The 24,550-nt window shown below is 63.8% G+C and carries 25 protein-coding genes, 1 tRNA gene and 1 pseudogene; 10 read left to right on the plus strand and 17 right to left on the minus strand.

Annotation, left to right across the window (positions count from 1 at the left end; genetic code table 11):
* Positions 1–75 precede the first annotated feature (75 nt).
* The 4 genes from PIGHUM_RS20060 to PIGHUM_RS20075 all read left to right on the plus strand — a co-directional run bounded on the left by PIGHUM_RS20060 (position 76) and on the right by PIGHUM_RS20075 (position 4,051).
* A complete protein-coding gene (locus PIGHUM_RS20060) occupies positions 76–1,101 on the plus strand; it encodes a Bug family tripartite tricarboxylate transporter substrate binding protein (RefSeq protein WP_124081499.1) in 1,026 nt (341 codons plus the stop codon).
* An 8-nt stretch (positions 1,102–1,109) separates the two neighbouring features.
* Positions 1,110–2,099 carry a PhnD/SsuA/transferrin family substrate-binding protein gene (locus PIGHUM_RS20065; RefSeq protein ID WP_124081500.1) on the plus strand — a complete coding sequence of 330 codons (990 nt, stop codon included), beginning with the start codon at positions 1,110–1,112 and terminating at the stop codon, positions 2,097–2,099.
* Between the two features lie 70 nt (positions 2,100–2,169).
* The gene (locus PIGHUM_RS20070) at positions 2,170–3,111 is read left to right on the plus strand and encodes a 3-carboxyethylcatechol 2,3-dioxygenase (RefSeq protein WP_124081501.1); all 942 of its coding nucleotides are present in this window, start codon (positions 2,170–2,172) and stop codon (positions 3,109–3,111) included.
* Between the two features lie 76 nt (positions 3,112–3,187).
* Entirely contained in the window at positions 3,188–4,051 is an 864-nt protein-coding gene (locus PIGHUM_RS20075; protein ID WP_222929293.1) for an alpha/beta fold hydrolase, read from the plus strand.
* 117 nt (positions 4,052–4,168) lie between these two features.
* Here the strand turns inward: PIGHUM_RS20075 and PIGHUM_RS20080 are convergent, their stop codons facing one another.
* From PIGHUM_RS20080 to purU, 5 genes are all read right to left on the minus strand, one after another.
* Positions 4,169–5,146 carry a Bug family tripartite tricarboxylate transporter substrate binding protein gene (locus tag PIGHUM_RS20080; protein ID WP_246013371.1) on the minus strand — a complete coding sequence of 326 codons (978 nt, stop codon included), beginning with the start codon at positions 5,144–5,146 and terminating at the stop codon, positions 4,169–4,171.
* 85 nt (positions 5,147–5,231) lie between these two features.
* Positions 5,232–6,089: a bifunctional methylenetetrahydrofolate dehydrogenase/methenyltetrahydrofolate cyclohydrolase FolD gene (folD, locus tag PIGHUM_RS20085; RefSeq protein ID WP_124081503.1), complete on the minus strand. Its 858-nt coding sequence runs from the start codon at positions 6,087–6,089 to the stop codon at positions 5,232–5,234.
* A gap of 65 nt (positions 6,090–6,154) precedes the next feature.
* Complete coding sequence (locus PIGHUM_RS20090; RefSeq protein ID WP_160142370.1) at positions 6,155–7,054, minus strand: methylenetetrahydrofolate reductase; 900 nt, start codon at positions 7,052–7,054, stop codon at positions 6,155–6,157.
* Between the two features lie 40 nt (positions 7,055–7,094).
* A complete protein-coding gene (locus PIGHUM_RS20095; RefSeq protein ID WP_124081505.1) occupies positions 7,095–8,504 on the minus strand; it encodes an aminomethyltransferase family protein in 1,410 nt (469 codons plus the stop codon).
* A 35-nt stretch (positions 8,505–8,539) separates the two neighbouring features.
* Complete coding sequence (gene purU / locus PIGHUM_RS20100; RefSeq protein ID WP_124081506.1) at positions 8,540–9,388, minus strand: formyltetrahydrofolate deformylase; 849 nt, start codon at positions 9,386–9,388, stop codon at positions 8,540–8,542.
* Positions 9,389–9,554: 166 nt separating this feature from the next.
* On the opposite strand from purU, the gene PIGHUM_RS20105 reads away from it, so the two are divergent.
* From PIGHUM_RS20105 to PIGHUM_RS20130, 6 genes are all read left to right on the plus strand, one after another.
* Positions 9,555–10,448: a LysR family transcriptional regulator gene (locus PIGHUM_RS20105; protein WP_160142371.1), complete on the plus strand. Its 894-nt coding sequence runs from the start codon at positions 9,555–9,557 to the stop codon at positions 10,446–10,448.
* Between the two features lie 577 nt (positions 10,449–11,025).
* The gene (locus PIGHUM_RS20110; protein ID WP_124081508.1) at positions 11,026–11,643 is read left to right on the plus strand and encodes a hypothetical protein; all 618 of its coding nucleotides are present in this window, start codon (positions 11,026–11,028) and stop codon (positions 11,641–11,643) included.
* Positions 11,640–11,975: a hypothetical protein gene (locus PIGHUM_RS20115; protein ID WP_124081509.1), complete on the plus strand. Its 336-nt coding sequence runs from the start codon at positions 11,640–11,642 to the stop codon at positions 11,973–11,975. The genes PIGHUM_RS20110 and PIGHUM_RS20115 overlap by 4 nt, the downstream gene beginning before the upstream one ends.
* Positions 11,976–12,313: 338 nt before the next feature.
* Entirely contained in the window at positions 12,314–12,634 is a 321-nt protein-coding gene (locus PIGHUM_RS20120; protein ID WP_124081510.1) for a type II toxin-antitoxin system RelE/ParE family toxin, read from the plus strand.
* Positions 12,631–12,945, plus strand: a complete 315-nt coding sequence (locus tag PIGHUM_RS20125; RefSeq protein WP_246013373.1) for a helix-turn-helix transcriptional regulator — start codon at positions 12,631–12,633, stop codon at positions 12,943–12,945. The genes PIGHUM_RS20120 and PIGHUM_RS20125 overlap by 4 nt, the downstream gene beginning before the upstream one ends.
* Positions 12,946–13,026: 81 nt before the next feature.
* Positions 13,027–13,425, plus strand: a complete 399-nt coding sequence (locus PIGHUM_RS20130; RefSeq protein ID WP_124081511.1) for a hypothetical protein — start codon at positions 13,027–13,029, stop codon at positions 13,423–13,425.
* A 593-nt stretch (positions 13,426–14,018) separates the two neighbouring features.
* Here the strand turns inward: PIGHUM_RS20130 and PIGHUM_RS20135 are convergent.
* The 12 genes and pseudogenes from PIGHUM_RS20135 to PIGHUM_RS20190 all read right to left on the minus strand — a co-directional run.
* Positions 14,019–14,595: pseudogene (locus tag PIGHUM_RS20135) on the minus strand (tyrosine-type recombinase/integrase); the annotation flags it as partial.
* A gap of 181 nt (positions 14,596–14,776) precedes the next feature.
* Positions 14,777–14,852 (minus strand) — tRNA-Thr (locus tag PIGHUM_RS20140).
* Between the two features lie 45 nt (positions 14,853–14,897).
* Positions 14,898–15,710: a sulfurtransferase gene (locus PIGHUM_RS20145; protein WP_124081512.1), complete on the minus strand. Its 813-nt coding sequence runs from the start codon at positions 15,708–15,710 to the stop codon at positions 14,898–14,900.
* 17 nt (positions 15,711–15,727) lie between these two features.
* Positions 15,728–17,158, minus strand: a complete 1,431-nt coding sequence (locus tag PIGHUM_RS20150) for an MFS transporter (protein ID WP_124081513.1) — start codon at positions 17,156–17,158, stop codon at positions 15,728–15,730.
* Positions 17,158–17,937: an ABC transporter ATP-binding protein gene (locus PIGHUM_RS20155; protein ID WP_160142372.1), complete on the minus strand. Its 780-nt coding sequence runs from the start codon at positions 17,935–17,937 to the stop codon at positions 17,158–17,160. Before PIGHUM_RS20155 ends, PIGHUM_RS20150 begins: the two co-directional genes overlap by 1 nt.
* A complete protein-coding gene (locus PIGHUM_RS20160; protein ID WP_160142373.1) occupies positions 17,930–18,757 on the minus strand; it encodes an ABC transporter permease in 828 nt (275 codons plus the stop codon). The genes PIGHUM_RS20155 and PIGHUM_RS20160 overlap by 8 nt, the downstream gene beginning before the upstream one ends.
* Positions 18,750–19,775, minus strand: coding sequence for an ABC transporter substrate-binding protein (locus PIGHUM_RS20165; protein ID WP_124081516.1), 1,026 nt, complete (start codon positions 19,773–19,775; stop codon positions 18,750–18,752). Before PIGHUM_RS20165 ends, PIGHUM_RS20160 begins: the two co-directional genes overlap by 8 nt.
* 14 nt (positions 19,776–19,789) lie before the next feature.
* Positions 19,790–20,701, minus strand: a complete 912-nt coding sequence (locus PIGHUM_RS20170; protein ID WP_160142374.1) for a TauD/TfdA dioxygenase family protein — start codon at positions 20,699–20,701, stop codon at positions 19,790–19,792.
* A gap of 132 nt (positions 20,702–20,833) precedes the next feature.
* Positions 20,834–21,358: a ClpXP protease specificity-enhancing factor gene (locus tag PIGHUM_RS20175; protein ID WP_124081518.1), complete on the minus strand. Its 525-nt coding sequence runs from the start codon at positions 21,356–21,358 to the stop codon at positions 20,834–20,836.
* 87 nt (positions 21,359–21,445) lie between these two features.
* On the minus strand, positions 21,446–22,057 hold the full coding sequence (locus PIGHUM_RS20180; RefSeq protein ID WP_124081519.1) for a glutathione S-transferase N-terminal domain-containing protein: 612 nt from the start codon (positions 22,055–22,057) through the stop codon (positions 21,446–21,448).
* Positions 22,058–22,144: 87 nt separating this feature from the next.
* Positions 22,145–22,984 carry a cytochrome c1 gene (locus PIGHUM_RS20185; protein WP_124081520.1) on the minus strand — a complete coding sequence of 280 codons (840 nt, stop codon included), beginning with the start codon at positions 22,982–22,984 and terminating at the stop codon, positions 22,145–22,147.
* Positions 22,985–23,041: 57 nt separating this feature from the next.
* Positions 23,042–24,427, minus strand: a complete 1,386-nt coding sequence (locus tag PIGHUM_RS20190; protein ID WP_124081521.1) for a cytochrome b — start codon at positions 24,425–24,427, stop codon at positions 23,042–23,044.
* Between the last annotated feature and the right edge of the window lie 123 nt (positions 24,428–24,550).

Below are 24,550 nucleotides of genomic sequence, written 5' to 3' on the forward strand. Positions count from 1 at the left end.
AACCGCTTGCGATCGACTGGCAACGCACTGCCACGGTCTTGCTTGATCACGACATTCGACTCAGGAGACAACGACATGTCCAAGATTCCATCCCTGTTTTCACGCCATTCCTACGCGGCCCTGGCCGGCGCATCGCGTACCGTCCGATTCGCGGCAGCCTTGATGTGCGCTGCCGCGCTCGCCGCCTCGCTGCCGGCGCAGGCCCAGAGCTACCCGGCCAAGCCCGTCAGGCTGGTCGTCCCTTATCCTCCCGGCGCCGGTGTCGATCAAGTCGGGCGCTTGATCGCGGAGGGCCTGGGCGAGCGCTGGAACCAGCAGGTGATCGTGGACAACCGTGCCGGCGCCAGTGGCCTGATCGGCGCGGAGTACGTCGCCCGCTCGCCGGCCGATGGCTATTCGGTCCTGATCATGCCGCTCGACATCGCGATCAATCCGGCCGTGCTCGACGGCAATCGCTACGATCCGGCCCAGAACCTCACCCCTGTGGCTTCCCTCGCCAACTCTACGCAAATCGTTGCAACGGCCGCTGGCTCCGGCCTGTCCAGTTTCGGCGAGGCGGCCAAGCGCGCCCAGGCGGAGCCGGGCAAACTCGCGTTCGGCTCGTGCGGCAACGGCTCGCCGGGGCAGATCGTCGGCCTGCAGCTCAAGACGGAAGCTTCCACGGAGATGCTCCACGTTCCCTATAAAGGTTGCGCAAACGCCGTGGTCGACGCGGCCGGCGGCCAGATTCCGCTCGTCATCGGGGGCGCAGGCGGCATCACGCCTCAGCTCCGTTCGGGCCGGCTGAAGGCACTGGCGGTGGTGTCCGAAACCAGGGATCCCTTGTTTCCCGACGTGCCGACGCTGAAAGAACTGGGTTATCCGGTGAGCTTTCATCACTGGTTCGGATTGTTCGTTCCGAACGGCACCGGCAGCGATGTCGTTTCAAAAATCTACGCAGACCTGGAGCGCGTTTACGCCGATCCTGGCTTCGCCAAGAAACTGGCCAATCTGAACCTGAACCCGGAGCTGCAGCCGGGAGCCGAGTTCAAGAAACGGATGACCGCGGAGGTCGACAAATACAAGACCCTGCTGCGGCAGGCCGGCGTCAAGCCCGAGTGAGAACGGCCATGGCGAACATATCTCTCTCGCTGGCCGTCGGTGAATACGACCACGTGCGCGATCTGGCCTCGGGAGACGTGCGCGCCTCCGGCCTGGAGATCCATGCGGTGCACGGGCCGATCGAAGACATTCTGGTGCGTGGGCATCGCTACAAGGAATGGGACGTCGCCGAAACGGGCCTGGGCGCCTACGTCGCGGCGATCGACCGGGGAGACGACTCGATCATCGCCATCCCGGTATTCACGTCGAGGATCTTCCGCCACTCCGCGATCTATGTGCGCGCCGACAGCGGCATCTCGTCCCCCGCCCAACTGGTGGGCAGAAAAGTGGGCGTTCCCGAATGGGGCATGGCCGCGGCCGTGTATGCCCGCGGGGCGCTGGTCCACCAGTACGGCATGGACCTGCGGACGCTGCACTGGGTGCAGGGAGGACTGCACGATCCCGGCAGGGAAGACCGCAGCCCCCCGGATCCCGAACTGGGCCTGGACTACCGCCAAGAGACGGCGAGCTCGCTGAACGATCTGCTCGCCGCCGGAGAACTGGATGCGCTGATCAGCGCCCGCGTGCCGCGTGTCATGCAAGGCGGCAGCGGCCGGGTGCGCCACCTGTTCGGCGACCCGCGGACAGAGGAACTGAACTACTGGAGCCGGACCGGCGTATTTCCCATCATGCACCTCATAGGCATCCGCCGGGACGTCTATGAGCGCAACCGGTGGGTCGCCATGCAATTGCTCAAGGGCTTCGAAGAGGCCAAGCGCCGCAGCCTGGAACGGGCGGCCGATCTCACCGCGTCGTACTTTCCGGTGCCCCTGATGGCCTACGCCGTCGAACAGGCCAGGTCCGTGGCAGGGCAAGACTATTGGCCCTATGGGGTCGAGGCGAATCGGCCGACTCTTGAGGCTTTCCTGCAGTATGCGTTCGAGCAGGGCGTCACGCGCCGGCGGATCGAAGTCGAAGAGCTGTTCGCCCGTGAGTGCCTGACATACACCAAGACGTGACAGCGAAACATCTACCGACGATTCGTCAGGACTCCAGCGGCGATTCCGGCGCAACGACGAGGAACGATCCATGAGCCGCGCCTTCCTGGGCATCTCCCACACGCCTCTGCTGGGCCTCAACGAGATACCGCGCTACGTTGAAGCGGCGTTGCAGCAGACCTTCGCCGAAGCCCGGGCGCAGATCCGGGAGTTCGACCCCGAGCTGATCGTCCTGATCGCTCCAGACCATTACAACGGCTTCTTCAATCAACTGATGCCGCCCTTCTGCATCGGCAGCCAGGCTTGCGCAATAGGCGATTACCTTTCGCCGAAAGGGAACTTGCGCGTGGCGGAAGAAACGGCGCTCGACCTGGTCGATGCCCTGATGGACGCCGGCTTCGACATCGCCGTATCGCGGCGGATGACGGTCGACCATGGATTCTCCCAGCCGCTCCAACTCCTTTGGGGCGGGTTGGAGACTCCCCCGGTGGTGCCGGTCTTCCTGAATGCCGTCGCGCCTCCCGGCATCCCGCGGCTGGGGCGCTGCCGTGCCCTGGGCGAGGCCATCGGCCGATATCTCGACGAACTGCCCCGGCGAACGCTGCTCATCGGGTCGGGAGGGCTATCGCACGAACCCCCGGTGCCGACGCTCGAGCATGCCGACCCCGCCGTCCGCGAGCGGATAACCGTTCCCCGGGAGCCGACCGCTGACGATATGGAGGCACGAAAAATCCGCGTCATGGCCGCAGGCCGGGCACTGGCCGCCGGGGATATATCCGTCAAGCCGTTGAACCCCGATTGGGATCAGTGGTGGATGGACGCCATCGTCGGCCCGGCTTCGGGGCTGGACGAGCTTTGCCGGCACCCGGAGGCAGGGATTGACGCGGTTGCCGGCCGGTCGGCCCATGAATCGAAAAGCTGGCTGATCGGACGCGCAGCCCTTCGGCCCGATGCATCCCACTCGTGCCTCCTGCGCTACTACCGGGCGATACCGGAATACATCGCGGGATTCGGGCTGGTTTTCATGCGCTGAGCGGCTGCGCTTCTATCGATTTCTACCGGCCAGACCCGCCGCAGCCCAACCAAAAGGAACAGGAATGCCTCAAACGATGCCACCCCTCTGCGAAGCGGAAACGAGCCGCTTCATCGAAATCACCGAAGGCGGCCACGCCCTCAGGCTTCACTACAACGACACGGAGCGCGGCGCCGACACCGTCATCATGCTCCACGGCTCCGGCCCCGGAGCGAGCGGATGGGCGAACTTCCATCGCAACGTCGAGCCCTTCGTCAACGCAGGACATCGCGTGATCCTGCTCGACTTCCCCGGTTGGAGCAAAAGCGATGCGATCGTCTCGACAGGTTCGAGATCCGACCTCAATGCCCGTATGCTGCAAGGCTTGATGGACGGCCTGAACATCGACAAGGCCCACCTGGTGGGCAACTCCATGGGCGCGCACAGCGCCGTCGCATTCGCTCTGGCGCATCCCCATCGTGTGGGCAGACTGGTGCTGATGGGAGGCGGCACCGGAGGAACGAGCTCGGTGGTTCCCATGCCGACCGAGGGCATCAAACTGATCGGAGCGCTGTATCGCGACCCAAGCATAGAAAACCTCAAACGCATGCTGCAGGTCTTCGTATACGACAGTAGCAGCCTGACTGAAGCACTCATGCAGAGCCGGCTCGACAACATGCTGGCCCGGCGCGACCATCTCGAGAACTTCGTCAAGAGCGCGGCGGCCAATCCCCGGCAATTCCCCGACGTCGGGCACCGCCTTGGCGAGGTAGGCGCGCAAACCTTGATCATCTGGGGACGAGACGACCGCTTCGTGCCGCTCGACATAGGCCTGCGCTTGCTGGCAGGCTTGCAGAACGCAGACCTGCACGTCTTCAGCCGCTGCGGACATTGGGCGCAATGGGAACACGCGGAGAAATTCAACCGCATGGTCCTGGAGTTCCTGGCCGGGGAAGCATGAGGTCCGCGTGGTGGAGCTTGCTTCCTGCCTTCACGAGTTGCCCAGATCCGTGGCAAGGCATGCCGCGCGATGCCGCTGCCGGGATACAGCAGAAACACCGGGCAGCCGGCCCGCCGGCTATTCCGGCACGATACCCGCGGCCTGGATGACCGGGCCCCACTTCTCCGTATCCGCGACGATCCGTTTGCGGAAATCATCGCCGAATTCGGGAATCGGCGTAATGCCGAGGTTCAAGAGCTTTTTCTGGAAAGCCGGGTCGGCGTGGATCTTTCTCATTGCCTCGATGAGATATGCGGCGCCGGAGGCGGGCAGACCGGCAGGCGCCAGAAGTCCGTTCCAGGTCTCGACCGAGTAGCCCGGGTACATCTCGGATATCGCAGGTACGTCCGGAAGACTCGCGTCGCGCCCGGGGCTGGTCACGGCGAGCATACGCAAGCTCCCGCTCTTCGCATGGGGAAGCACCTCCGACAGGCTTCCGGAGTAGAAGTCGATCTGTCCTGCCAGGGCGTCCGCCAATGCCGCGGAAGCGCCTTTGTACGGAACCAGCACCGCATCGATCTTCGATTGGGAAAGAAACAGCGCCGAGGAAAGATGCGTCAGTCCGCCGATGCCGGCGTTACCGATGGTCATCTTGCCCGGGTGCGCCTTGCCATAGGCGACCATCTCCTGCAGGGTCTTGAATGGGGCATTCGGACTCGCGGCAAAGACGCAGGGATTGCCGCCTACGTTGGCAATGGGAATGAAGTCCTTCTGCGGGTCATACTTGATTCGATTGGTGAATGGCGCCGTCGAGAGTTGGCCGACCGTGCCGAAAAACAGGGTGTGGCCGTCATTGGCCAGCTTCGCGACGTATTCAGCCGCGATCGTGCCGCCGGCTCCGCCGCGGTTCTCGACGACGAAGCGCTTGCCGGTGAACTGCGACAGCGCCTCGGCGGTGACCCGCGCCATGAGGTCGGTATTGCCGCCGGCGGCGTACGGAACCACGATGGTCACGGGCTTCGCCGGCCAATCGGCCGCAACCGCGGCCTGGCTCGCTACTGCCAGACCAAGACACACTGCAATTCTTCTGGCAATAAGAACAATGGCATTCAACATGGCACTTCTCCGCAAATGAACGACGGGGTGGAAGGACTGAGCAGCATGTGCCCGGGGATACGGACGCGCATCAGCGCGCCACGCGTTATTGCGCGCGAGCGGCGCGGCGCGCCGACTCTAGGGTGTTGACCAGGAGCATCGCGATCGTCATCGGCCCTACGCCGCCGGGCACGGGAGTGATGTGTCCGGCCACCGTTCTCACTGATTCGAAATCGACGTCGCCGCACAGCTTTCCTTCCGTCGTGCGATTCATGCCGACATCCAGTACCACTGCGCCTTGCTTGACCATGTCGCCAGTTACGAGCCGGGCTTTCCCGACGGCGGCAACGAGAACGTCAGCCTCGCGCGTCAGCGCCTTCAAGTTCCTGGTCCCGCTATGGCAGATGGTTACGGTGGCGTTCTGCTGCAGCAGCATCATCGCCATCGGTTTGCCGACGATGTTGCTGCGGCCGATGACGACGGCATGCTTTCCCGGGAGCGGATAGCCGATGCTTTCGAGCATCTTCATGCAGCCGTAGGGCGTACAAGGCCAAAAACCTTCGATACCTGTCATCAAGGCGCCCGCGTTGGCGACGTGGAAGCCATCTACGTCTTTTTTCGCCGAGATGGCCTGGATGACCTTCCGAGCATCGATGTGCCTGGGCAGCGGCAGCTGCACCAAGATGCCATGTACGCGCGCATCCCGGTTCAACGCGTCGATTCGCGCCAACAGCGCCTGCTCGGACAGCGTCGCCTCGTACTTCTCCAGGAAGGAATCGATGCCGGCTTCCTCGCACGCCTTGATCTTGTGGCGCACGTACACATGGCTGGCTGGATCGTCGCCCAGCAGCACGACTGCCAGGCCGGGATTCACCCCTGCGGCTTTCAGAACGGGAAGCTGGGCGGCCACGCCGGCGCGCAGGCGCCTTGCCAAAGCAGCTCCATCGATGAGGTGTGCAGTCATGCGAAATCCCCGGCTCTCGCCACATGGATATCCTTGGATGGAAGACGGCGCTCGCGCCGGCGCGCCTAAAGGCCTTCGGCGGCCACTTTCGCGATCCAACCGGCGGAAAGCTCGAACCCTCCGAATGGGAACAGATGAAGTCCGATGACTCCGAGTTCGGCGGCCCGAGGCGCTACGGCGCGCACCACGTCTTCGGCGCCGCCTTTCTCGATCAACCGCATCAATGCCGGGCCCCTGGCAGCTACCGTTTTCAGGGAAGTGCCGATGCCGCAGCGCAATGCATAGCGGAGCAGCGTGCGCACCGAGGCCGGTCCGGTTACGCCGAGGCGCACCGGCGCGCGGATGCCGATGGCGCGCACGTGTTCGAGCCAGGACAAAACGGAACGGTGGTCGAACGCGAACTGGGTAACGATGAACGGCTCCAGATCGTGCTCGTCCGCATAGGCGATCTTTCGCTGCAGGGCGGCGTCCATGACTTCGCTCGCAACGGCGGGATGCCCCTCCGGATGCCCGGCAAACCCGAGGCTCCGAATGCCATGGGTTTCGATCAGGCCGGACTCCAGCAGCTCGATGCTGTGGGCGAACCCCATGCGCTTTGCGCTGTGCTCGCCACCGATGAGCAGCGCTCGCGTCACGCCGGCTTGCCCACGCAGTGCCGACAGATACTGCTGTGCATCCTCACGAGAGAGAAGCCGGCGTGCCGCAACGTGCGGGACGGGGTTCACGCCGCACGCTCGCAGTTCGGCGGCCACCGCAACGATGTCCCGCCAGGAGCTGTCGGGCAGCCAAGGGATGTACACGTCCGAGCCGGGAGCCACGCGTCTGGCCTGGATCCGGATTTCCGATTCCTCGCGTGTGGACGTTTCGATCGTGGCAACCGCCGCGAGTCGTTTGATGGCGTCCAGGTCTGGCCGAGCCGTCCTTGAATCCATGCTCACCTGATTCCCTGTCGAAAGTGCCGGCACCGGCTTCTCCTGTAATCGACGAACGCGCCGTGCATGAATGTCACTGGCCGAGGCCGAGGCCGCGTGCGATGCGCGCGGCCGTCGCATACGGAGCCGGAGCGACGGTGACACGCACGTCGGTTTGGCGGTGCCGCTCGACGTGTCTCTTGCCCGATCCGCCATCGGGTTCGCCCCAGGTCAGGACGAGCTCGGTGCCCGGCGATGCCAGGCCGCCGTCCACGGATGCGATCGAAAGCATCTCGGCCTCGTTGGCGGAATAGCCGGAGTAGCCGGCGCGGCCGACAAGTTTTCCGCCGGCGGTACGCACTGCATCGCAATGCGGAAAGCCGTACGACGCCATCGGGAAATTGAGGGATTTGAAAGCTGTTCCCGGTTCGAACATGGAAGCCTGGATACGGGCTATGTCCTCCTTGTTCCATACCAGGGTCACCTTGGTGCGGTGCGGCGCATCGACCATTGCTTCCAGCGCGGCGCGGCCGACGAAGTCGTGGTCGAACTTCATGATGCGATCGAGGCCCATGTCCCAGGGCGTGACGTAGTAGTGCTTGATGTCGGGGACGTAGTCGCTGCCCGAAAGCTGCGCCCGGCCCGCCCAGGAACTGGCGGGCAGCCATTGTCTGAAGGCCTGGAGTTTCGGGTCGGTGTACACCGCGGGAAGCGGATACGCCATCCATCCGCCTTCGCCCTGTGCGCTGAAGTACGACATACGGCCACCTCTTTTGAGGCCGTGCTTTTTGCCGGACTCGAGGATTGCCGCGAGCACCGCATCACCGTCGTCCCATCTGCCGGACAGCTCGACGCCCATATGACCCGCCATGCCATGGCGCAGCGCAAGCACTTCCCGACCGGCAATCCGCACCTTTGCAAAGTGGAAGAATGGAATCTCGGGCACCTCGCCCTCGACGATCTCGGCGAAGATCTGCCGGGCTTCGGGTCCGTCCATGCCATAGCGGAATTTCGTCCGCCCCTTGGGGTTCTCCGCCGTCTGCAGATCGCGTTCGAAGCTGACGTCGTAGCCGCCGGTCTCGGCATGGAAATGAACCCAGTCCTGCAATTGCATGCCGCTGACCAGTTCGAAGCTGTTCTCCTCGAGGTAATACAGCACGCACTCGCCGATCACTTGGCCGTTGTGGTTGCAAGCAATGAACTGCTTGGCTCGCCCTGGCACGAAGTTATTGAAGGTGTTGATCCCGAGGTAGTTCAGAAGACGCGCGGAGTCGGGTCCCTTGAGAAACAGCTCGGGCATGTGGTGGGACTGGTCGAAAAGAACTGCCGCCTCGCGCCACGCGCGTTGCTCTTCGCGCCAGTTGGAGTGCTCCAGGGGTACCGGCGAGCCTCCGGCGTTATTGCGGTCGTGCGGCGACGCCGTTCCGTTGTAGAAATACTCCGCCAGGTTCGGAGTGGAATCGATCAGATCCTGTAAGGACTTGCCCGTTGCGCCTTGCATCATGATGCTTGACCTTTTCGTCAGAAATTGAGCCGTTCTCAACCGAAAACTATTGTCTTGTTCCTGTCCAGCAGCACGCGGCGTTCGCTGTGGAATTTCACCGCGCGGGCAAGTACCCGGCTTTCGGTGTCGCGTCCGATCGCAGTGAGGTCGCCGACCGTCTTGCTATGGTCGACGCGCGCGACGTCCTGTTCGATGATCGGGCCCTCGTCGAGATCTGCCGTCACGTAGTGGGCAGTCGCGCCGATGAGCTTGACGCCTCGCTCGTGCGCCTGGCGATAGGGCCGAGCGCCCTTGAAGCTGGGCAGGAAACTGTGGTGGATGTTGATCGCCCTGCCGCTCAGCTTGCGGCACATCTCGTCGCTGAGAACCTGCATGTAGCGCGCAAGCACCACCAGTTCCGCCCGCTCCGACTCCACGATCTCCCATTGCCTTGCTTCCGCATGGGCCTTTGTCTGAGCCGTCACCGGAATGTGATGGAACGGGATGTCGTAGCTGGCCGCCAACTGATAGAAGTCGCGGTGATTGGAAATGATCGCGCACACGTCGATTGCCAGCAGACCGGTCTTGGCGCGGAACAGCAGGTCGTTGAGACAGTGCCCTTCCTTGCTGACCATGATGGCCGTCCGCACGCGGACGTCGGCTCTGTGCAAGGCCCAGTCCATCTTGAAGGGCTCGTTGAAGGACGCGAACTGCGCCTGCAGATCCTCCATCTCGCACGTATCGCAGGAAAAGCGGACGCGCATGAAGAACAGATCTTCGGCACAGTCGTTGAACTGGGCCGCCTCTTCGATGTTCCCGCCACGCTCGGCGAGAAAGCCCGACACGGCGTGGACCAGACCGATTCGGTCAGGACAAGAGAGGGTGAGAATGTAGACGTGGCTCATCAATGTGCTCCGGAGCGAGATGGCTTTCGGCATGACAGGAAACCCGGTACTGCTGCCGCGGTACAGCCATCGCGCACTTGGTTGAGCCAAGTATATTGTTGCCACCCAAGCACAATTAGACTAATTTTTGCTTATAACAATTCGCTCGGGTGCATCAATGGATCTCATGACCCACGTTCGTACCTTCGTCGCCGCCGGGCGGCTCGGAAGCTTCACGGAAACCGCCCGGGAGCTCGGCGTCGTACCGTCGGTCGTGGCCAAGCGCATCGGCCAGCTGGAAGAAGAGCTCCGCACCCGGCTGTTCGAGCGAACGACCCGGCGCGTGACGCTAACCGAAGCGGGCGAGAAATTCTTCGTCAAGGCATCGAACCTGGTGGCCGACTTCGAACAACTGGTCAACTCCGTCGAACGTGACGACGGCCAGCTCGTAGGACATCTGCGCGTGATGGCGCCGACGACCTTGGCCACCCAGCAATTGGCGCCCGTGTTTCGCTCGTTTCTGCTCGAACACCCCCGCATCACCCTGGAAGTATCTCTGGTGGACCGTTCAGCGAATCCCGCCGAACGAGGCTTCGACATTGCGATCAGCGGTCGCGCCGCGACCTACGAAGGAGTCGTCGATGTTCCGCTTTGCCCTGTCAGGCCGCTGCTGTGCGCGGCGCCGAGCTACCTGGCATCGCGCCCCCCGCCGACGAATCCGCGCGACCTGGCAGACCATAGCTGTCTGGTGTTCTCCGCGACGGGAACGACCTGGAGATTCCAAGGTGCGCGAGGGGTGCAAAGCGTTGATGTAACGCCCAGGCTGCTTGTGGACGAAACAGGCACGCTGCTCGATGCAGCTTGTGCCGGCCTGGGTCTGGCGCTCTTGCCGGAGTACGTGGCGGGCGAAGCCCTTCTGGCGGGCAGCCTGCAGAATGTGCTGCCGGACTTCTCGCCTCAGGAAAACTGGTTCAAGGCCTATGTTCCGAGGCGGCGCCTATCCATTGCGAGAGTGAAGGCAATGCTGGAATGGCTGGACGCCCATTGGGCAAAAAGGCAAGGCGTTCTCGATCTGAAGTAGCAGGCCGCCATTACGACCGGCGACACGCGGACTCTGAGCACGCCGCGCATTCTGCCCGCGGACCCACCGGACCGGTCATGCGCATGCAAGCGCAAGCGCCATGCAGGGGCCTCTTCGCGTTGCGCCCAAAGCCCGCCGGTCCGTGGATAGCGGGTTTATCGCGCTCTGTGCTTACGACTCAAAGAGTGCAAGGTCGGGGCCGATGCCCATGAGGGGCCCCTCGGTGACGCCGCCGACCGTCCCCAGTACAAGCACGGACGGGGCCATGTAGGGGCGCTTCGATTCGAGTTCCGGCGCCGCCGGCTGCTGGTTCGGTGTGTAATCCATACTACCTCCCTATGTATTGTGGCTAGCTTTTAACACAGCATTTCCGCTTTTGCGGCGGCCCCGCCCCATTGTTGCGGGCAAAAAAACCCCGGAAACAGGGCATTTCCGGGGTTTCTAATGTGGCGATTAAAGGAATCGAACATTCCTCGATAATCCACATGAATGCTTGATCTACGAAGACAAGCAACCAAAAATACCATCATGGCGTGCCCGCTGGGCACTTATCTACAACCCCTGCAAAGGAAACGCCATGTCAGCCGTACCCGATCATACCTCCCGCCCCACCACTCCGCCCGCCGGCCAGGCCGCCGGCAACGCCGCGCCGAGCATTCCCCCGCACATCGAGCGCGCCATCTCCACCTTCGGCTGCGCCAACCGCCATCCCGGGGACGCCGATGGGATCGCCCGTGCATACCAAGCCCTAGTACAGGCCATCGGCGCGGCGCTGTACAGCCCCGTCAGCCTCGCCGGATGCGAAACCGTAAACGATATCGTCGCCCGCCTGGCCCACCAGGTCGAGCAACCCAACGGTTACTCCACGGCCGTGTTCATGCCCCTGGTAGAAGCTGTCATGCGCCGGCGTGGTATTGCGCCCCATGATGTCCTTCGTTGGATATTCGACGAATTGGCGCAGACGGCGCAAGCGGCGGACACCCTGTGCGCTTACACATGCAACGATGGCGACACGGAGGCATGGGCGGCGGAAGCCTCCTACCTTCGTTCCGCGATCTGCAAGGTCGGGTGGCTTGCAGACCTGGGGACCAAGAAGCTGGGCGGTGTCGGTGTTCGCGGAGATGCCGAGGAGTGGATGCTTCCCCCTGCGTATCACAGAGCTTTGGAAGCACAAGAGCGCGAGGGCCAAGCATGAACACGAATCACCCTGATACCCGCACCACGACAGAAGCTAGCGTGAAGGCGCTCAAAGAAGCCATCGAGAACATGGACGGCCTTTCGCGGGAAGGCTTCGGACAGATCGCCAGCATTGCCCGGCTGGCCCTGTATGCGATGGAATCTCCTACCACGGCACACGAGATCGAAACCTACGCCGTCGCGCTGGAAACGATTTGGGGTACCGCCTTGCGCTTAGAGAACTGCATCAACGCGGAGGCGGAGGCCGTCGGCTGCAATTGCGTGGACGAAGCCGAACAGCGACGACGCCATGCACGGAAGCAGCGCCAGAACGAGGAAGTACGGGCATGAGCGAAGAAAACACCTCACGCTCGACCAGGAGGCAATAGAGGCCATCCGGTATGCCCTGGTCCTTGGCTTGGCCGCTTATGGCGAGGTCGTGCGTGTCCAGGGCGAGGTGAAATTCTGGAAGGACATGGGGCAGGAGACCCCGAGGGAGTCATGCCACTCAGCCCGGACGGGTCTGGCAATGCGATAGGAGACTTTGCTAACGCTCTGGCCTACCTACACCTACAGTAGCTGCCGTAGTAGCTACTGTAGTCCACGCCCGCATTCCCCGCTTGGTGCTGCATGTGGCATCGGGCGGGAGTCAGGAAATCTTGCTACATAGCAAAAAAGAGATAAAATCTATGGCATGGAAGGTGGTGCTACTGCCCCAGGCAGAAGCCGAATTGAGTGCTTTACCCAAAGACATGCAGGCGCGGTTCCTGCACATCGCCGAGCTACTAGAAGCCTTCGGGCCGCAGCGAGTCGGCATGCCCCATATCCGCCCCATTCAGGGCAAGTTATGGGAAATCCGCATGACCGGCCGCGATGGCATCGCTCGTGCCCTGTATGTGGCGATGTCCGGGCGGCGGTTGCAAGTACTGCACGTCTTCGTGAAGAAAACCGAGAAAACCCCGCCCCAAGCCATCGAAACGGCCTTGGGCAGATTGAAAGAGGCGACATGATGAGCGACCTGGAAAAACTCAAGCGCCATCTGCTGGCTGACCCGAAGGTGAAAGCGGAGTACGAGGCCCAGGCCCCGGAATTTGCCTTAGCCCGAGAGCTGATCGCGGCCCGGGTGCGTGCCGGCCTGACCCAAGACGAGGTGGCCGAGCGGATGCAGACCACGCAATCGACCATCGCCCGCCTGGAGAGCGGCAGGTCCATGCCATCCATGCGCACGCTCGCCCGCTTTGCCGAGGCCACGGGCGCGCGCGTAGCGGTGCGCCTGGAGTCGCCGCAGGTGAAGCGCGGTAAGCGCCTGGCCGCTGCCTAACCCCGAATTTTTCTCGCTTCGATCTCGGGCCGACACTTACCCTAGAGCAAACATCGTGATTTCTACTGTGGATAGGATGTAATGAGAGACGAGACCTCCCGCTTCCTCGTCGCCTTCTTGATCGGAATAGCGTCCATGGGGGCTAACGCACAAACCCCCGCATGCACAGCCTTAAGTGGAGAAGTAGACGCCGGGCTTAAAGAGCTTGCAATGGATAGGTTGTATGTCATCGATGACAGCGCTCCCCGTGAGACTAACAGGAAGCTATCTGCAATCTATGATTTGAATGTCATACAGGCCAATATTGCCCTGATGGCAGCAAACAAGTGCAATCCAATAGCACAACCGATTAGTGACCGCGCATATCACGATGCAGCTTACGCATGCGATAGAGAGGCCGAATCGATGTCCGGGAGTAGCGACCTCAAGCCAGCGCCAAAGTGTGATCGCTCAACGTGGCAGAAAAACGTAGAGAAGTAGCGTGGGGCTGACGTTGCCTAACCCCTCTACGCCAACACCTATCCCAACGGGGAGAAAAGCCGGTCGTCCACCGGCCTGGTGCTGATATGCCTCAAATGAACGACCAAGGGCTACATGCATGACGAAGGAGAAAGCTCCACCCGCCCTAAGCGTCGATCCATACAAGCGCTTGCACACAGACGAAGGTGTGGACGACGCAATGGAGCACCCTGGGAATGTATTTAAGCACCTAGGCATAGATGCGGAGAAAATTGCCAACTACGCCTTAGAGCGAATCCGCCGCCAGGATGACCCAATTGGCCGATACAAGACCGTCGCAGATATCGCCGTGGACTTGAGGGTACACCCGACCCCGCGGCCGTCGAAATCATGAAGCGCATCGGGGCCACCTGCATCGAAACCAGCCCATCCGGCACGGGCCTGCGTGCCTTCGGGTAGAAAACGTAGCAACTACCTTTATCCCCAACACGCGCTGGCGTGCCTGGTGCGGAATCTGGCCTAGCAGATAGCACGACATTCGTTCACTGTCCGAGATTCGGACTAGGCACCGCGGAGGTGACGAACGCGCACGAACGCAAGCGAACGCGGGTCAACGCAAAGTGTGTGGTCTTGGGCGAAGGGATCGCGCCAACCAAGTCGCGGGCCGGATCGGATTTGCAAAGGCCCTCCTTGATCCCGAAGCGGAATACGAGGCTAATCTTGCTGCGCACCTTGTGGGCAGTATGCCGGGCACCCCGCCCGTCGATGCGCTTCAGCACGATCAGGATTTCGGGGGCGTCAATCGCAGTAATGGGCCGCTTGCCTAGCCAAGGGAACACGTCATTTTCCATCCATGACAGCGCATGGTCATAGGTGCTTTCCGTCGGCCTCGAAGGAATTAGCCGCCGCCAACGTCTCGGCGCGCTTGGAGGCCTGTTTGACCTCGCCAGGATCGGAGCCTGCCGCCAACAGCTTGCGGGCCTCCTGGTGCCTGTCCCGAGCGCCGGCCAACGTCACATCCGGATAGACGCCATAAGCCAGGGTCTTTTGCTTGCCTAGATGGCGGTAATTCCAGCGCCAATATTTCCCGCCGTCCGGGTTCACCAGCAAGTACAGACCGTCCCCATTGGCAAGCTTGTAGGGCTTCGCCCTGGGCTTGGCCTGGCTCACGGCGGTATCGGTGAGGGGCATAGCGGCGTCCTGATGGTATTTTTCCGCTCCGGCTTAACGAAACGGCCAGATACCAGCAAAGATACCAGCGCCTGATGGTATGGCAATGGATGCACTTGGATCACTGTAGACAAGAAAAAGCCCACAACGCTAGGAGCGATACGGGCTTTTGGACTTTCTCAGACTACTTTGGACAAGTACTTGGTGCCGGTGAAAGGAATCGAACCCTCGACCTTCTCATTACAAGTGAGCTGCTCTACCAACTGAGCTACACCGGCGAAAGGCCGGATTGTAATGGAAAACTCCCTTACCAGAAGACGCCCTCAGCCTGCATGCGCCGCCAGCCGCGCGGAGTCGCTGGACCATGCGCTCCATGACCCCGCGTACAGCGACGCCTGCACGCCCAGGTCCTGGACCGCTGCGATCCAGTAGGCGGCGGCGCCGCCCGAACCGCAGTAGGCGACCACGGGGCGCTCGTTCTCGTCCAGGAGGCCGAGGGCGCGGGCGACGGCGCGGCGGCGGTCGATGGGCAGCAGGCGGCCGTCGGCGTCCTGCCAGACCGCGGCCGGGCTGCTGAGCGCGCCCGGCAAGTGGGAGGGCGCGACGCCGTCGCCGTCATAGGCCGAGCGGGAGCGGGCGTCAAACAGGCGGTAGCCGGCCGGTTGGGCGGCGATGGCCTCGGTGTCGATGGCGGACAGCGCGGGGAGTGCTGCGGGAACCGCCGGGCCGGACTCTGCCTCGGCATCCACTTTTTCCGTCCAGGCGCGCAGGCCGCCGTCGAGGATGCGCACGCCTTCCAGGCCGGCCCAGGTCAGCACCCACCATGCCCGCGCCGCGGCGGTGCCGGTAGTGTCGTCGTAGACGACGATCTCGCGGGCCCGGTCCAGGCTCGCCTCGGCGGCCCAGCGCCGCACGGCGTCCTGCGTGGGCAGCGGCAGTTGGCCTCGTGCCGGATCGCCCGGGTCGGCGTAGTGCGTGGGAACGGCAGTCCGGACCGATCCGGGGATCAGCGTGGACGGCGCGGCCCCGGGCTCGCGGGCGACGTAGACCACGGCCGCCTCCCCCGCCTCCAGGCGGGCGGCCAGTGCTTCGGCGGAAATGAAAGGGGAAACGGCTGCAGCGTGGACGGTACTCATGGATGGACTCCTCGTTGTCAGGATGGGCGTTTGCTTTGCAGGAGGGCGCTGCCTGCCGAGGCCGGCATGGAGAGCGTCATGATCGCACTGGCCAGCGCGATCGCGGCGAGGGCCAGATGGGCCCAGGAATAAAAGGCCGTGCCCGCGCCATCGATCGCCGCGCCGCTTTTGAGCAGGAGCGCCGCGGCGGCCACGCCGACGGCGACGGTGAGGTTCTGGACGGCCAGGAAGAAGCTGGTTGCGGCGGCCAGCCTGGGGCGCGCGACATCGGCATAGGCCAGCGTGCCGTAGGCGTTCATCTGCAGCGAGCGGGCCCAGCCGAATCCCAGCAGCAGGGCCGCGTAGAACGGCAGCAGGTCGCGGGGCGGCACCAGTCCGGCGGCCGCCAGGCACGCCGCTGCGAGCAGTCCGTGCAGGAACAGCCCTGTGCGGTATCCGGCGCGCCGCAGGATCTTGCCGCTGAAGAATTTCATGGCGAAGCCGCCCACCGCCGGGATCAGCACCACCAGCCCGGCTTCCAGGGGGCTGTAGCCGTCGCGCTGCTGCAAGGTGACGGGCAGCAGGAAGGGCACGCCGCCCACGGCGATGCGGAATACGGAACCGCCCGCCATCGCATCGCGGAAGCTGCGCAGCTTGAGCAGGTCCAGGGCGAGCACCGGCTCGGCCGTGCGGCGCGCATGGCGAACGTAGGCGCCCAGCAGCAGCAGGCCGGCGACGAGCGCCGCGACGGCCGGTCCGGTCTGCGCGTGGGCGTCGGCCAAGGCGATCAGGCCCCACGTCAGTCCGGCGAAGCCGAGTCCGCTGAGTGCGGTGCCGCGCAGATCGAACGCGCCATCCTTCCTGCCTCCGGTGGCCGGCAGGAAGCGCCAGACCAGCCACAGCGCCGCCAGGCAGAGCGGCCCGTTGATCCAGAATATCCAGCGCCATCCCACGTAGGTGGTCAGCAGGCCGCCCAGAAACGGCCCGACCATGGGCGCGATCATGGCCAGCAGGATGACCAGCGCCATGGCTTCGACGATCTCGTGCTTGGCGGCCGCGCGCAGGACGATCAGGCGGCCCACCGGCGCCATCAGCGCGCCGGCCATGCCCTGGATGAATCGCAGCGCGATCAGGAACGTCGCATTGGGCGCCAGTCCGCAAGCGATCGAACTGGCCAGGAACAGCCAGATCGCCCCCGCGAAGACCTGCTTGTCGCCATACCGCTCCGCCAGCCTGCCGCTCAGCGGGATCAGTATGGTCAGGCCGAGCAGATAGGCGGTAATGGTCGCGCTCAGCGTCACCGCGTCGGTGTTCAGGTCGGCGGCCATCGCGGGCAGCGCCGAGGCCACGCTGGTCGCGTCGAGCTGCTCGACGAAAAAGATGGACGAGACGATCCATGCGGTGCGCCGGGTTTGCGGCGACAGGCGTTCGGACGGCGGCGCCCCGACAGCGGCGGCAGTCGGTGGCATCACGCTACCTCGCGCACGGCGGCCGCGCCGGCGTCATGGATGCCCGCGATCAAACCGCGCAGCGAGTGCCTGACCGACTGCCGCTGTTCCGGCGTCTGCCATTGGACGCGCGCGAATTCGCCCGCCACGCGGCCCGGCCGGTCGAACACCAGGATGCGGTCCGCCATGGATAGCGCCTCGTCCAGCGAATGCGTGATCTGCAGCACCGTCTGTCCGTGCGCCTTGGCGATGCGCTGGAAATCGGCGCGCAGCGCGGCGGCGGTCACTTCGTCCAGCGCGCCGAACGCCTCGTCGGCAATCATGACCTCGGGACGCGTGATCAGCGCCCGGGCGAGCGCCACGCGCTGGCGCATCCCGCCCGACAGTTGCGCGGGATGCATGTGCTCGTAACCACCCAACCCGACCTTGCGCAGCAATTCGACCGCCTGCTGCTCGGTCTCGGGCGAACGCTCGCGCAGCACTTCCAGCGGCAGCAGCACGTTGTCGAGCGCGGTGCGCCACGGCAGCAGGCGATCGGTCTGGAATACGCAGCCGATGCGGCCGCGCAACTGGCCGAACGCGCGGTACGGGTCGACGTCCAGCACTCTCACCTGTCCGCGGGTCGCCTGCGCCAAGCCGAGAATGAGGTTGACGGCGGTGGACTTGCCGCACCCGGTCCGTCCGACCACGCAGACGTGCTCGCCTGCCGCCACGGTGAAACTGAGGTCGGCGATGGCCGGCCGGCCGGCGCTCTTGGAGAAGCGTTTCTCCACGTTGAAGAATTCGATGGCGTCAGGCATCGCCGCGTACTCCGTCATGGCCGCGATACGACAGCAGGCGCCGCTCGAAGCCGCTCAAGACCTGGTTGCTCAGGATCACGAAAGCCACCAGCACGACCGTCCAGACGATGGTCTGGTCCATGCGGAACATCTCTTGCGAGACCCGCAATTGATGGCCGATCCCGGTGATGCCGCCCAGCAGTTCTGCCATGATGGTGACGCGCGTGGCATTGCCGATGTTGATGCGCCACACCGTCAGCAGCGACGGCAGGACCGCCGGCCACCACAGGATGCGCGCCTTCTGCCACAAGGTCGGCCGCATGGCCTGCACCAGGTCGATCCAGTCGCGCGGAATGCCGCGCAGCGCGTCGCGCGCCTGGTAGAAGAACGCGGGCAGCGCGGAGGTAACGACCACGAAAGCGATGCGCGTCTCGGAATCCTGGAACCACAGGATGGCGAAGAGGATCCAGCACAGCGAAGGAATCCCCTGTTTGAGTTCGACCAGCGGCACCAGGAAGCGCTCGATGTGCACATTGCCGGCCACTGCCATGCCGAGCAGGAAGGACACCACGAACGAGACCAGCAGATAGGCCCAGATGCGGCCGTACGTCATCGCGATCGCGGTCCAGCCCTCCGGCGAGGCGAGCTGCTCGGCTCCGGTTGCGGCAATCTGCGCGAGCGAAGGGAAGAACATGGGCGTGGAATGCCGCGAGGCCCACTCCCATGCCGCCAGCATCAGGGCGATGGCGAGCGCGCCCTCCCACGGCACCGCGGGCCATTCCCGCGCGCGCCAGGACGGCCGCGGCGCCGGCGCGGCCCGTCCGCTTGCGATGCTATTCATTGCGGCCCTCCACATCGAATGCCGATACCAGCGAATCGAGTTCCGGGTCGGTCAACGGCCGCGGCAACTGGCCGCCTTCGGGCAGCAGCTTCTGCGTCAGCAGTGCCACCGTCTTGATGTGGCGGCGCAGCGGCTCGATGCGCATCAGGTCGCGGTAGCGCTCCAGCACGCCTTGCAGCGCGGGCGCGTCCATCTGGGCGTCCTTGGCCACGAGTTGCGCGGCCTTGGCCGGCTGCTCCCGGATGAACGCCGCCGCTTCACGATTGGCCGCATAGAATCTGCGCGCCAGATCCTGGTTGGGCTTTTGCGCGATCCAGGACGAAGCCACGCCGAGCGCGATCGAAGGCACGAAATCCGTACCCGACACCTTCTGCCACACTGCCTGGTCGAATACCGGCAGCGAATGCAAGGCACCCTTGCCCTGCGCCACGGCCGCGGCGCCTTCGGTCGGATTGACCAGCAGCGCATCGATACGGCCGAGCTGCAGTTCTGCCAACCCAGCGGCACCGCGTGCGCTGGACGATTTGATCTTGACCTTGTCAAGATCGACGCCACGAGCTTGCAGGAACCATTTCGACAGCGCCCAGCTCCCCGTAATGGTGTCGGTCTGCACGACCTTGCCCTGCAGCTGCTTCACGTCCTTGATGGCCGGGTCGCGCACCACGATGTCGGATTCGAAATTGAAGATGTTCCAGAGCAGCGTGAAATCCGCGCCCTGCTGCTTGAAGCGGCTGACGGCGGCGATCGCCGCGCAGAAGCAGACCGGGTCCTTGCCGGTGGCGAAGTCCGTATAGGCAACGTTGGACGGCTTGGGCGTCACGACCAGCTCGAATCCATGCTTGCGGTCCAGCTCCAGCCGCTGGATCAGCGCCGGTATCCAGATGCTCTGCGAGGGCGGCGCGAATACCGTGACCGCAAGCCTGGGCAGCGGCTCGGCCGCTTGCGCCGTGGGGGCCAGCGCGATCGAGGCCAACCCGGCGATCAGGCCGGCGGCGAGTTTTCCAAACGATTTCTTCATGATGTTCTTTCCGTTCAATCGAGCACCGCGCGGTGCAACAGGCGGTCCTGGCCGGCGTAGTTGAAAATGCCCCGGTGCTGGACGATGCGGTTGTCCCAGATCAGCGCCGCGCCGGCCTCCCACCGGTATTCGGTGCAGACTTCGGGCGCCTTGATGAATTCGAAGACGATGCCGAGCAAATGGTCGCTGACCAGCCTGGGCAGGCCGAGGATCCGCTGCGCATAGAGCTCGCAGGCGAACAGCTGCTTCGCGCCGGTTTCGGGATGGACGCGCACCAGCGGCACCTCCAGCGGCGGCGTGTCGATCCTGGCCTGCAGCAGGCGCTCCGAATCGGCATAGGACATCGACACCAGCCCCATCTGGTCGGCGTTGTGCAGAATGGTCAGCGTGTCCAGGTAGGCCGCGAACTGCGGATCGAGCAAGCGATAGGCCGCGGTGGCGTTGGAGAACAAGGTGCCGCCGCCGTGCTCCGGGGCTTTCACGGCATACAGCGCGGTGAATTTCTGCGGACGCTCGCGATACGCCTGGTCGATGTGCCAGATGTAGTTGGTGCGCGTCTTCTTGCGCGCCGAGTCGATGGAATTGGCCTCGCCGCCGACGCGGGGCGCCTGCGGATTGCCGGCGAAGCGCGGCGCGCCGAACAAGGCGGCGAAACCTTCGAACTCCTCGGCCGCGACCGATCCCGGCGCGAAGGAAAGAAAGCCGTACTCGAGCAGGGAGCGATACAGAAACGAACGAACCGCGTCCGGGGTTTCCTGCTCGAAGCGGAAGCCATGCACCACCCCGCCGACAATGGGGGAATACGCCTCGATGCGGATATCCCCGAGGCGGGCATCCTCATGCCGATAAAGCTCCGGCTCCAGGATGCGCGGTTGATGCAGCGTCGTATCCGCGGGCCGGTGCAAGGGTTTGAGCAGCGCGTTCATCGTGATTCTTCCCATCAAAGCAAGAAGAATATCGACAGGCCCGCGCGCGACGAACGAACGTTTTCGCGTTTCGTTATGCGTCTTTGCAAATGCCTTGTTTGCTAATTACCGCCCGGACGATGCCGGGCCCCGCTATTTGATCACCGTCAGCTTCGGACGGCCGCGGTCCGGACCGGCGGGCGGCGGGTCGGTTTCGTCGGGGCTACCGGCAGGAGCGGCCGGGGTGGTGTCGCCCGAAGGCACCGACGAAAGCTGCGGACGAATGGCGGAAGATCCGTCGGCCGCCGCCGTACCGCCGGACTCCTCGGTTGACGGCGCATCGACATCGTTGCCCGCGACAGCCGAGGGACCGGCCTCGAAGGCCATGCCATGCCCGGTCTCGCGCGCATAGATGGCCGTGACGGCATCGATGGGCACCGAGATCTGGCGCGCCACGCCGCCGAAGCGGGCCTGGAACTCGATGAACTCGTTGCCCAGCTCCAGCTTGTGGGTGGCCAGGCGCCCGACGTTCAGCACGATCTCGCCGTTGCGGACGTGCTCGCGCGGCACCACGACGCGTTCGTCGACGGCCACGGCGATGTGGGGCGTATAGCCGTTGTCGGTGCACCACTCGTGCAGCGCGCGGATCAGGTAAGGCTTGGTAGAGACTTCACTCATGGTTGCACCCCCGGCGCTGCAAGCCGCCGGCCTTGCCCGGCGGCACGGACGGACGTCGCGCCCGCCCGGTGGTTCGGACGCTCCGCATCAGCGGCGCATGACCTTCTCGGAAGGCGTCAGCGCTTCGATGTAGGCCGGACGCGAGAAGATACGCTCGGCGTACTTCTGCAGCGGCGCGGCGTTCTTGGGCAGCTCGATGCCGTAGTGGTCCAGGCGCCAGAGCAGCGGCGCGATGGCCACGTCCAGCATCGAGAACTCTTCGCCCAGCATGAACTTGTTCTTCAGGAACATGGGAGCCAGTTGCGACAGGCGGTCGCGGATCTGCTGGCGAGCCTGCTCCAGGGCCTTTTCGTCGGCACGGCTTTCGCGCGCTTCCAGCGTGCTGACGTGCACGAACAATTCCTTTTCGAAGTTGAACAGGAACAGGCGGGTGCGGGCGCGCATGACGGGGTCGGCCGGCATCAGCTGGGGATGCGGGAAGCGCTCGTCGATGTACTCGTTGATGATGTTCGACTCGTACAGCACCAGGTCGCGCTCGACCAGGATGGGCACCTGGCCGTAGGGGTTCATGACGGCGATGTCCTCAGGCTTGTTGTAGAGGTCGACGTCGCGGATTTCGAAATCCATGCCTTTTTCGAACAGCACGAAACGGCAGCGTTGGGAGAACGGACACGTGGTTCCGGAGTAAAGCACCATCATGGCGAGGGGCTCCAGACAGGGAGTAAAAACATTAAAGGGCCAGACATCCTGGTGAAGGATGCTGGCCCCGGAAAGGTAGTTCGAAAACTACTTGACGTTCTTCCAGTACACGGCGTTCAGGCGCCAGGTGATGACCGTGAAGAAAGCCAGGAATATCAGCACCCACACCCCCAGACGCACGCGCTGCTGCTGCACGGGTTCGGCCATCCACGTCATGAACGCGACCAGGTCGGCCACGTCGCTCTCGTAGGCTGCGGCCTTGGCGGGATCCTTGGTCGTGAAACGCGTTTCCATCGTTTCGTGGCCATGATAGCCCGTCACCGGCTCGTGCTTGACGGTTGCGACGCCGTTCACGTCGTAAGTGGTCGTGACGCGTTCCCAGCCGTGCTCGCCCTCGCTCTTGTGCATGGCGATGGTGGTGAGCTCGCGCGGGCCCTGCTGCTGCCAGAGGACGTGGGGCATGCCCACGTTCGGAAACACCAGGTTGTTCCAGCCGGTGGGCCGGGATTCGTCGCGATAGAACGTACGCAGGTAGGTGTAGAGGTAATCGGCACCCGACGGACCCGCATTCACGGATTTCGCCCGGGCAATGACAGACAGGTCGGGGGGAGCAGCGCCGAACCATTCCTTCGCCTCTTTGGCGCTCATGGCAATGGTCATCATGTCGCCGACTTTACCGCCCGTAAACAGCAGGTTTTCCTTGATCTGTTCGTCGGTCAGGCCGATGTCCTTGAGCCGATTGTACCGCATGGACGAAGCGGCATGGCAGTTCAGACAGTAGTTGACGAACAGTTTGGCGCCGTTCTGCAGCGCCGGCAGGTCGTTGACACGCGCGGGAGCCTTCTCCAGGTGGAACCCGCCTTCCGCGGCATGGGCTCCCGCCGTGCAGGCCAGCATAAAAATCAATACACCGAGCAGCTTCTTCATCTTGGTATCCGTTAAGTCTGTCGGGCCGGCGCCAGGCGCCGGCTTCCTGGGGCATCCTCAGTGGGCGGAAAAGGTCACGCGCTCGGGCACGGGCTTGAACTTGCCGCACCGGCTCCAGAACGGCATCAGCATGAAGAAGCCCAGGTAAATGATCGTGCCGATCTGCGACATCAGGTTGAAGACGTCGTTCGGCGCCTGCGTACCCAGGTAGCCCAGCACCAGGAAGTTGACGATGAACACGCCGTACAGCCACTTGTGCCAGCCCGGACGGTAGCGGATGGACTTGACCGGCGAATGGTCGAGCCAAGGCAGGAAGAACAGGATCACGACCGCGCCGCCCATCGTGAGCACGCCCCAGAACTTGGCGTCCCAGACGCGCAGCAGCACGGCCACGGCCAGCAGCACGACCGCCACGGTCACGCGGACGGTGAACGCCATGCGGCCCTTGACGAAGAAGGCGATCGCGGCCAGCGCGGCGATGATGGCGAGCACCCAGGTGAAGTCGTCGGTACACGCGCGCAGCATCGAGTAGAACGGCGTGAAGTACCAGACCGGCGCGATGTGCGGCGGGGTCTTGAGCGGATCGGCCGGGATGAAGTTGTTGTACTCGAGGAAGTAGCCGCCCATTTCCGGCGCGAAGAACACGATGGCGCTGAAGATCATCAGGAAGATCGCCACGCCGAACAGGTCGTGCACCGAGTAATACGGGTGGAAGGGAATGCCGTCCAGCGGGATGCCGTTGGCATCCTTGTTGGCCTTGATCTCGACGCCGTCGGGGTTGTTCGACCCGACTTCGTGCAGTGCGATGATGTGCGCGACCACCAGTCCCAGCAGCACCAGCGGCACGGCGATCACGTGGAACGAGAAGAAACGGTTCAGCGTCGCGTCGGAGACGACGTAGTCGCCGCGGATCAGGAGGGCGAGATCGGGACCGACGAACGGAATGGCCGAGAACAGGTTCACGATCACCTGTGCGCCCCAGTACGACATCTGGCCCCAGGGCAGCAGGTAGCCCATGAAGGCCTCGGCCATCAGGCACAGGAAGATCGCCACGCCGAAGATCCAGACCAGTTCGCGCGGTTTGCGGTAGGAGCCGTAGAACAGCCCGCGCAGCATGTGCAGGTAGACCACGACGAAGAACATCGAGGCGCCGGTGGAGTGCATGTAGCGCACCAGCCAGCCCCAGGGCACTTCCCGCATGATGTATTCGACCGACTGGAACGCGCGTTCGGCGTCGGGCTTGTAGTGCATGACCAGGAATATCCCGGTCACGATCTGGATTACCAGCACCAGGAGCGCCAGCGAGCCGAAGAAATACCAGAAGTTGAAGTTCTTCGGCGCGTAGTACTCGGACAGGTGCGCTTTCCAGGTCGATGTGAGCGGAAAGCGGGCGTCGATCCAGCCCAGAAGGCCAGTGGTCTCGACATTCTTCTCGCCAGCCATGGCTGCTGCTCCTTTTGGTCGGCGGTCCCTGGCGCTGCGCTGCGCGCTCCGCGGTGCCGACGTGTTCTATTGGCTTCGTTCAACTGACGCGGCGCATCCGGCCCGCGCCGCTACGGGTCACTG

It is taken from the genome of Pigmentiphaga humi (assembly GCF_900606115.1).
Classification (GTDB): domain Bacteria; phylum Pseudomonadota; class Gammaproteobacteria; order Burkholderiales; family Burkholderiaceae_B; genus Pigmentiphaga; species Pigmentiphaga humi.

Coding starts and splice junctions, on each gene's coding strand:
- PIGHUM_RS20060 (WP_124081499.1), top strand. CDS start 76: ATGTCCAAGATTCCATCCCTGTTTTCACGCCATTCCTACGCGGCCCTG.
- PIGHUM_RS20065 (WP_124081500.1), top strand. CDS start 1,110: ATGGCGAACATATCTCTCTCGCTGGCCGTCGGTGAATACGACCACGTG.
- PIGHUM_RS20070 (WP_124081501.1), top strand. CDS start 2,170: ATGAGCCGCGCCTTCCTGGGCATCTCCCACACGCCTCTGCTGGGCCTC.
- PIGHUM_RS20075 (WP_222929293.1), top strand. CDS start 3,188: ATGCCACCCCTCTGCGAAGCGGAAACGAGCCGCTTCATCGAAATCACC.
- PIGHUM_RS20080 (WP_246013371.1), bottom strand. CDS start 5,146: ATGTTGAATGCCATTGTTCTTATTGCCAGAAGAATTGCAGTGTGTCTT.
- folD (WP_124081503.1), bottom strand. CDS start 6,089: ATGACTGCACACCTCATCGATGGAGCTGCTTTGGCAAGGCGCCTGCGC.
- PIGHUM_RS20095 (WP_124081505.1), bottom strand. CDS start 8,504: ATGATGCAAGGCGCAACGGGCAAGTCCTTACAGGATCTGATCGATTCC.
- purU (WP_124081506.1), bottom strand. CDS start 9,388: ATGAGCCACGTCTACATTCTCACCCTCTCTTGTCCTGACCGAATCGGT.
- PIGHUM_RS20105 (WP_160142371.1), top strand. CDS start 9,555: ATGACCCACGTTCGTACCTTCGTCGCCGCCGGGCGGCTCGGAAGCTTC.
- PIGHUM_RS20110 (WP_124081508.1), top strand. CDS start 11,026: ATGTCAGCCGTACCCGATCATACCTCCCGCCCCACCACTCCGCCCGCC.
- PIGHUM_RS20115 (WP_124081509.1), top strand. CDS start 11,640: ATGAACACGAATCACCCTGATACCCGCACCACGACAGAAGCTAGCGTG.
- PIGHUM_RS20120 (WP_124081510.1), top strand. CDS start 12,314: ATGGCATGGAAGGTGGTGCTACTGCCCCAGGCAGAAGCCGAATTGAGT.
- PIGHUM_RS20125 (WP_246013373.1), top strand. CDS start 12,631: ATGATGAGCGACCTGGAAAAACTCAAGCGCCATCTGCTGGCTGACCCG.
- PIGHUM_RS20130 (WP_124081511.1), top strand. CDS start 13,027: ATGAGAGACGAGACCTCCCGCTTCCTCGTCGCCTTCTTGATCGGAATA.
- PIGHUM_RS20145 (WP_124081512.1), bottom strand. CDS start 15,710: ATGAGTACCGTCCACGCTGCAGCCGTTTCCCCTTTCATTTCCGCCGAA.
- PIGHUM_RS20150 (WP_124081513.1), bottom strand. CDS start 17,158: ATGCCACCGACTGCCGCCGCTGTCGGGGCGCCGCCGTCCGAACGCCTG.
- PIGHUM_RS20155 (WP_160142372.1), bottom strand. CDS start 17,937: ATGCCTGACGCCATCGAATTCTTCAACGTGGAGAAACGCTTCTCCAAG.
- PIGHUM_RS20160 (WP_160142373.1), bottom strand. CDS start 18,757: ATGAATAGCATCGCAAGCGGACGGGCCGCGCCGGCGCCGCGGCCGTCC.
- PIGHUM_RS20165 (WP_124081516.1), bottom strand. CDS start 19,775: ATGAAGAAATCGTTTGGAAAACTCGCCGCCGGCCTGATCGCCGGGTTG.
- PIGHUM_RS20170 (WP_160142374.1), bottom strand. CDS start 20,701: ATGAACGCGCTGCTCAAACCCTTGCACCGGCCCGCGGATACGACGCTG.
- PIGHUM_RS20175 (WP_124081518.1), bottom strand. CDS start 21,358: ATGAGTGAAGTCTCTACCAAGCCTTACCTGATCCGCGCGCTGCACGAG.
- PIGHUM_RS20180 (WP_124081519.1), bottom strand. CDS start 22,057: ATGATGGTGCTTTACTCCGGAACCACGTGTCCGTTCTCCCAACGCTGC.
- PIGHUM_RS20185 (WP_124081520.1), bottom strand. CDS start 22,984: ATGAAGAAGCTGCTCGGTGTATTGATTTTTATGCTGGCCTGCACGGCG.
- PIGHUM_RS20190 (WP_124081521.1), bottom strand. CDS start 24,427: ATGGCTGGCGAGAAGAATGTCGAGACCACTGGCCTTCTGGGCTGGATC.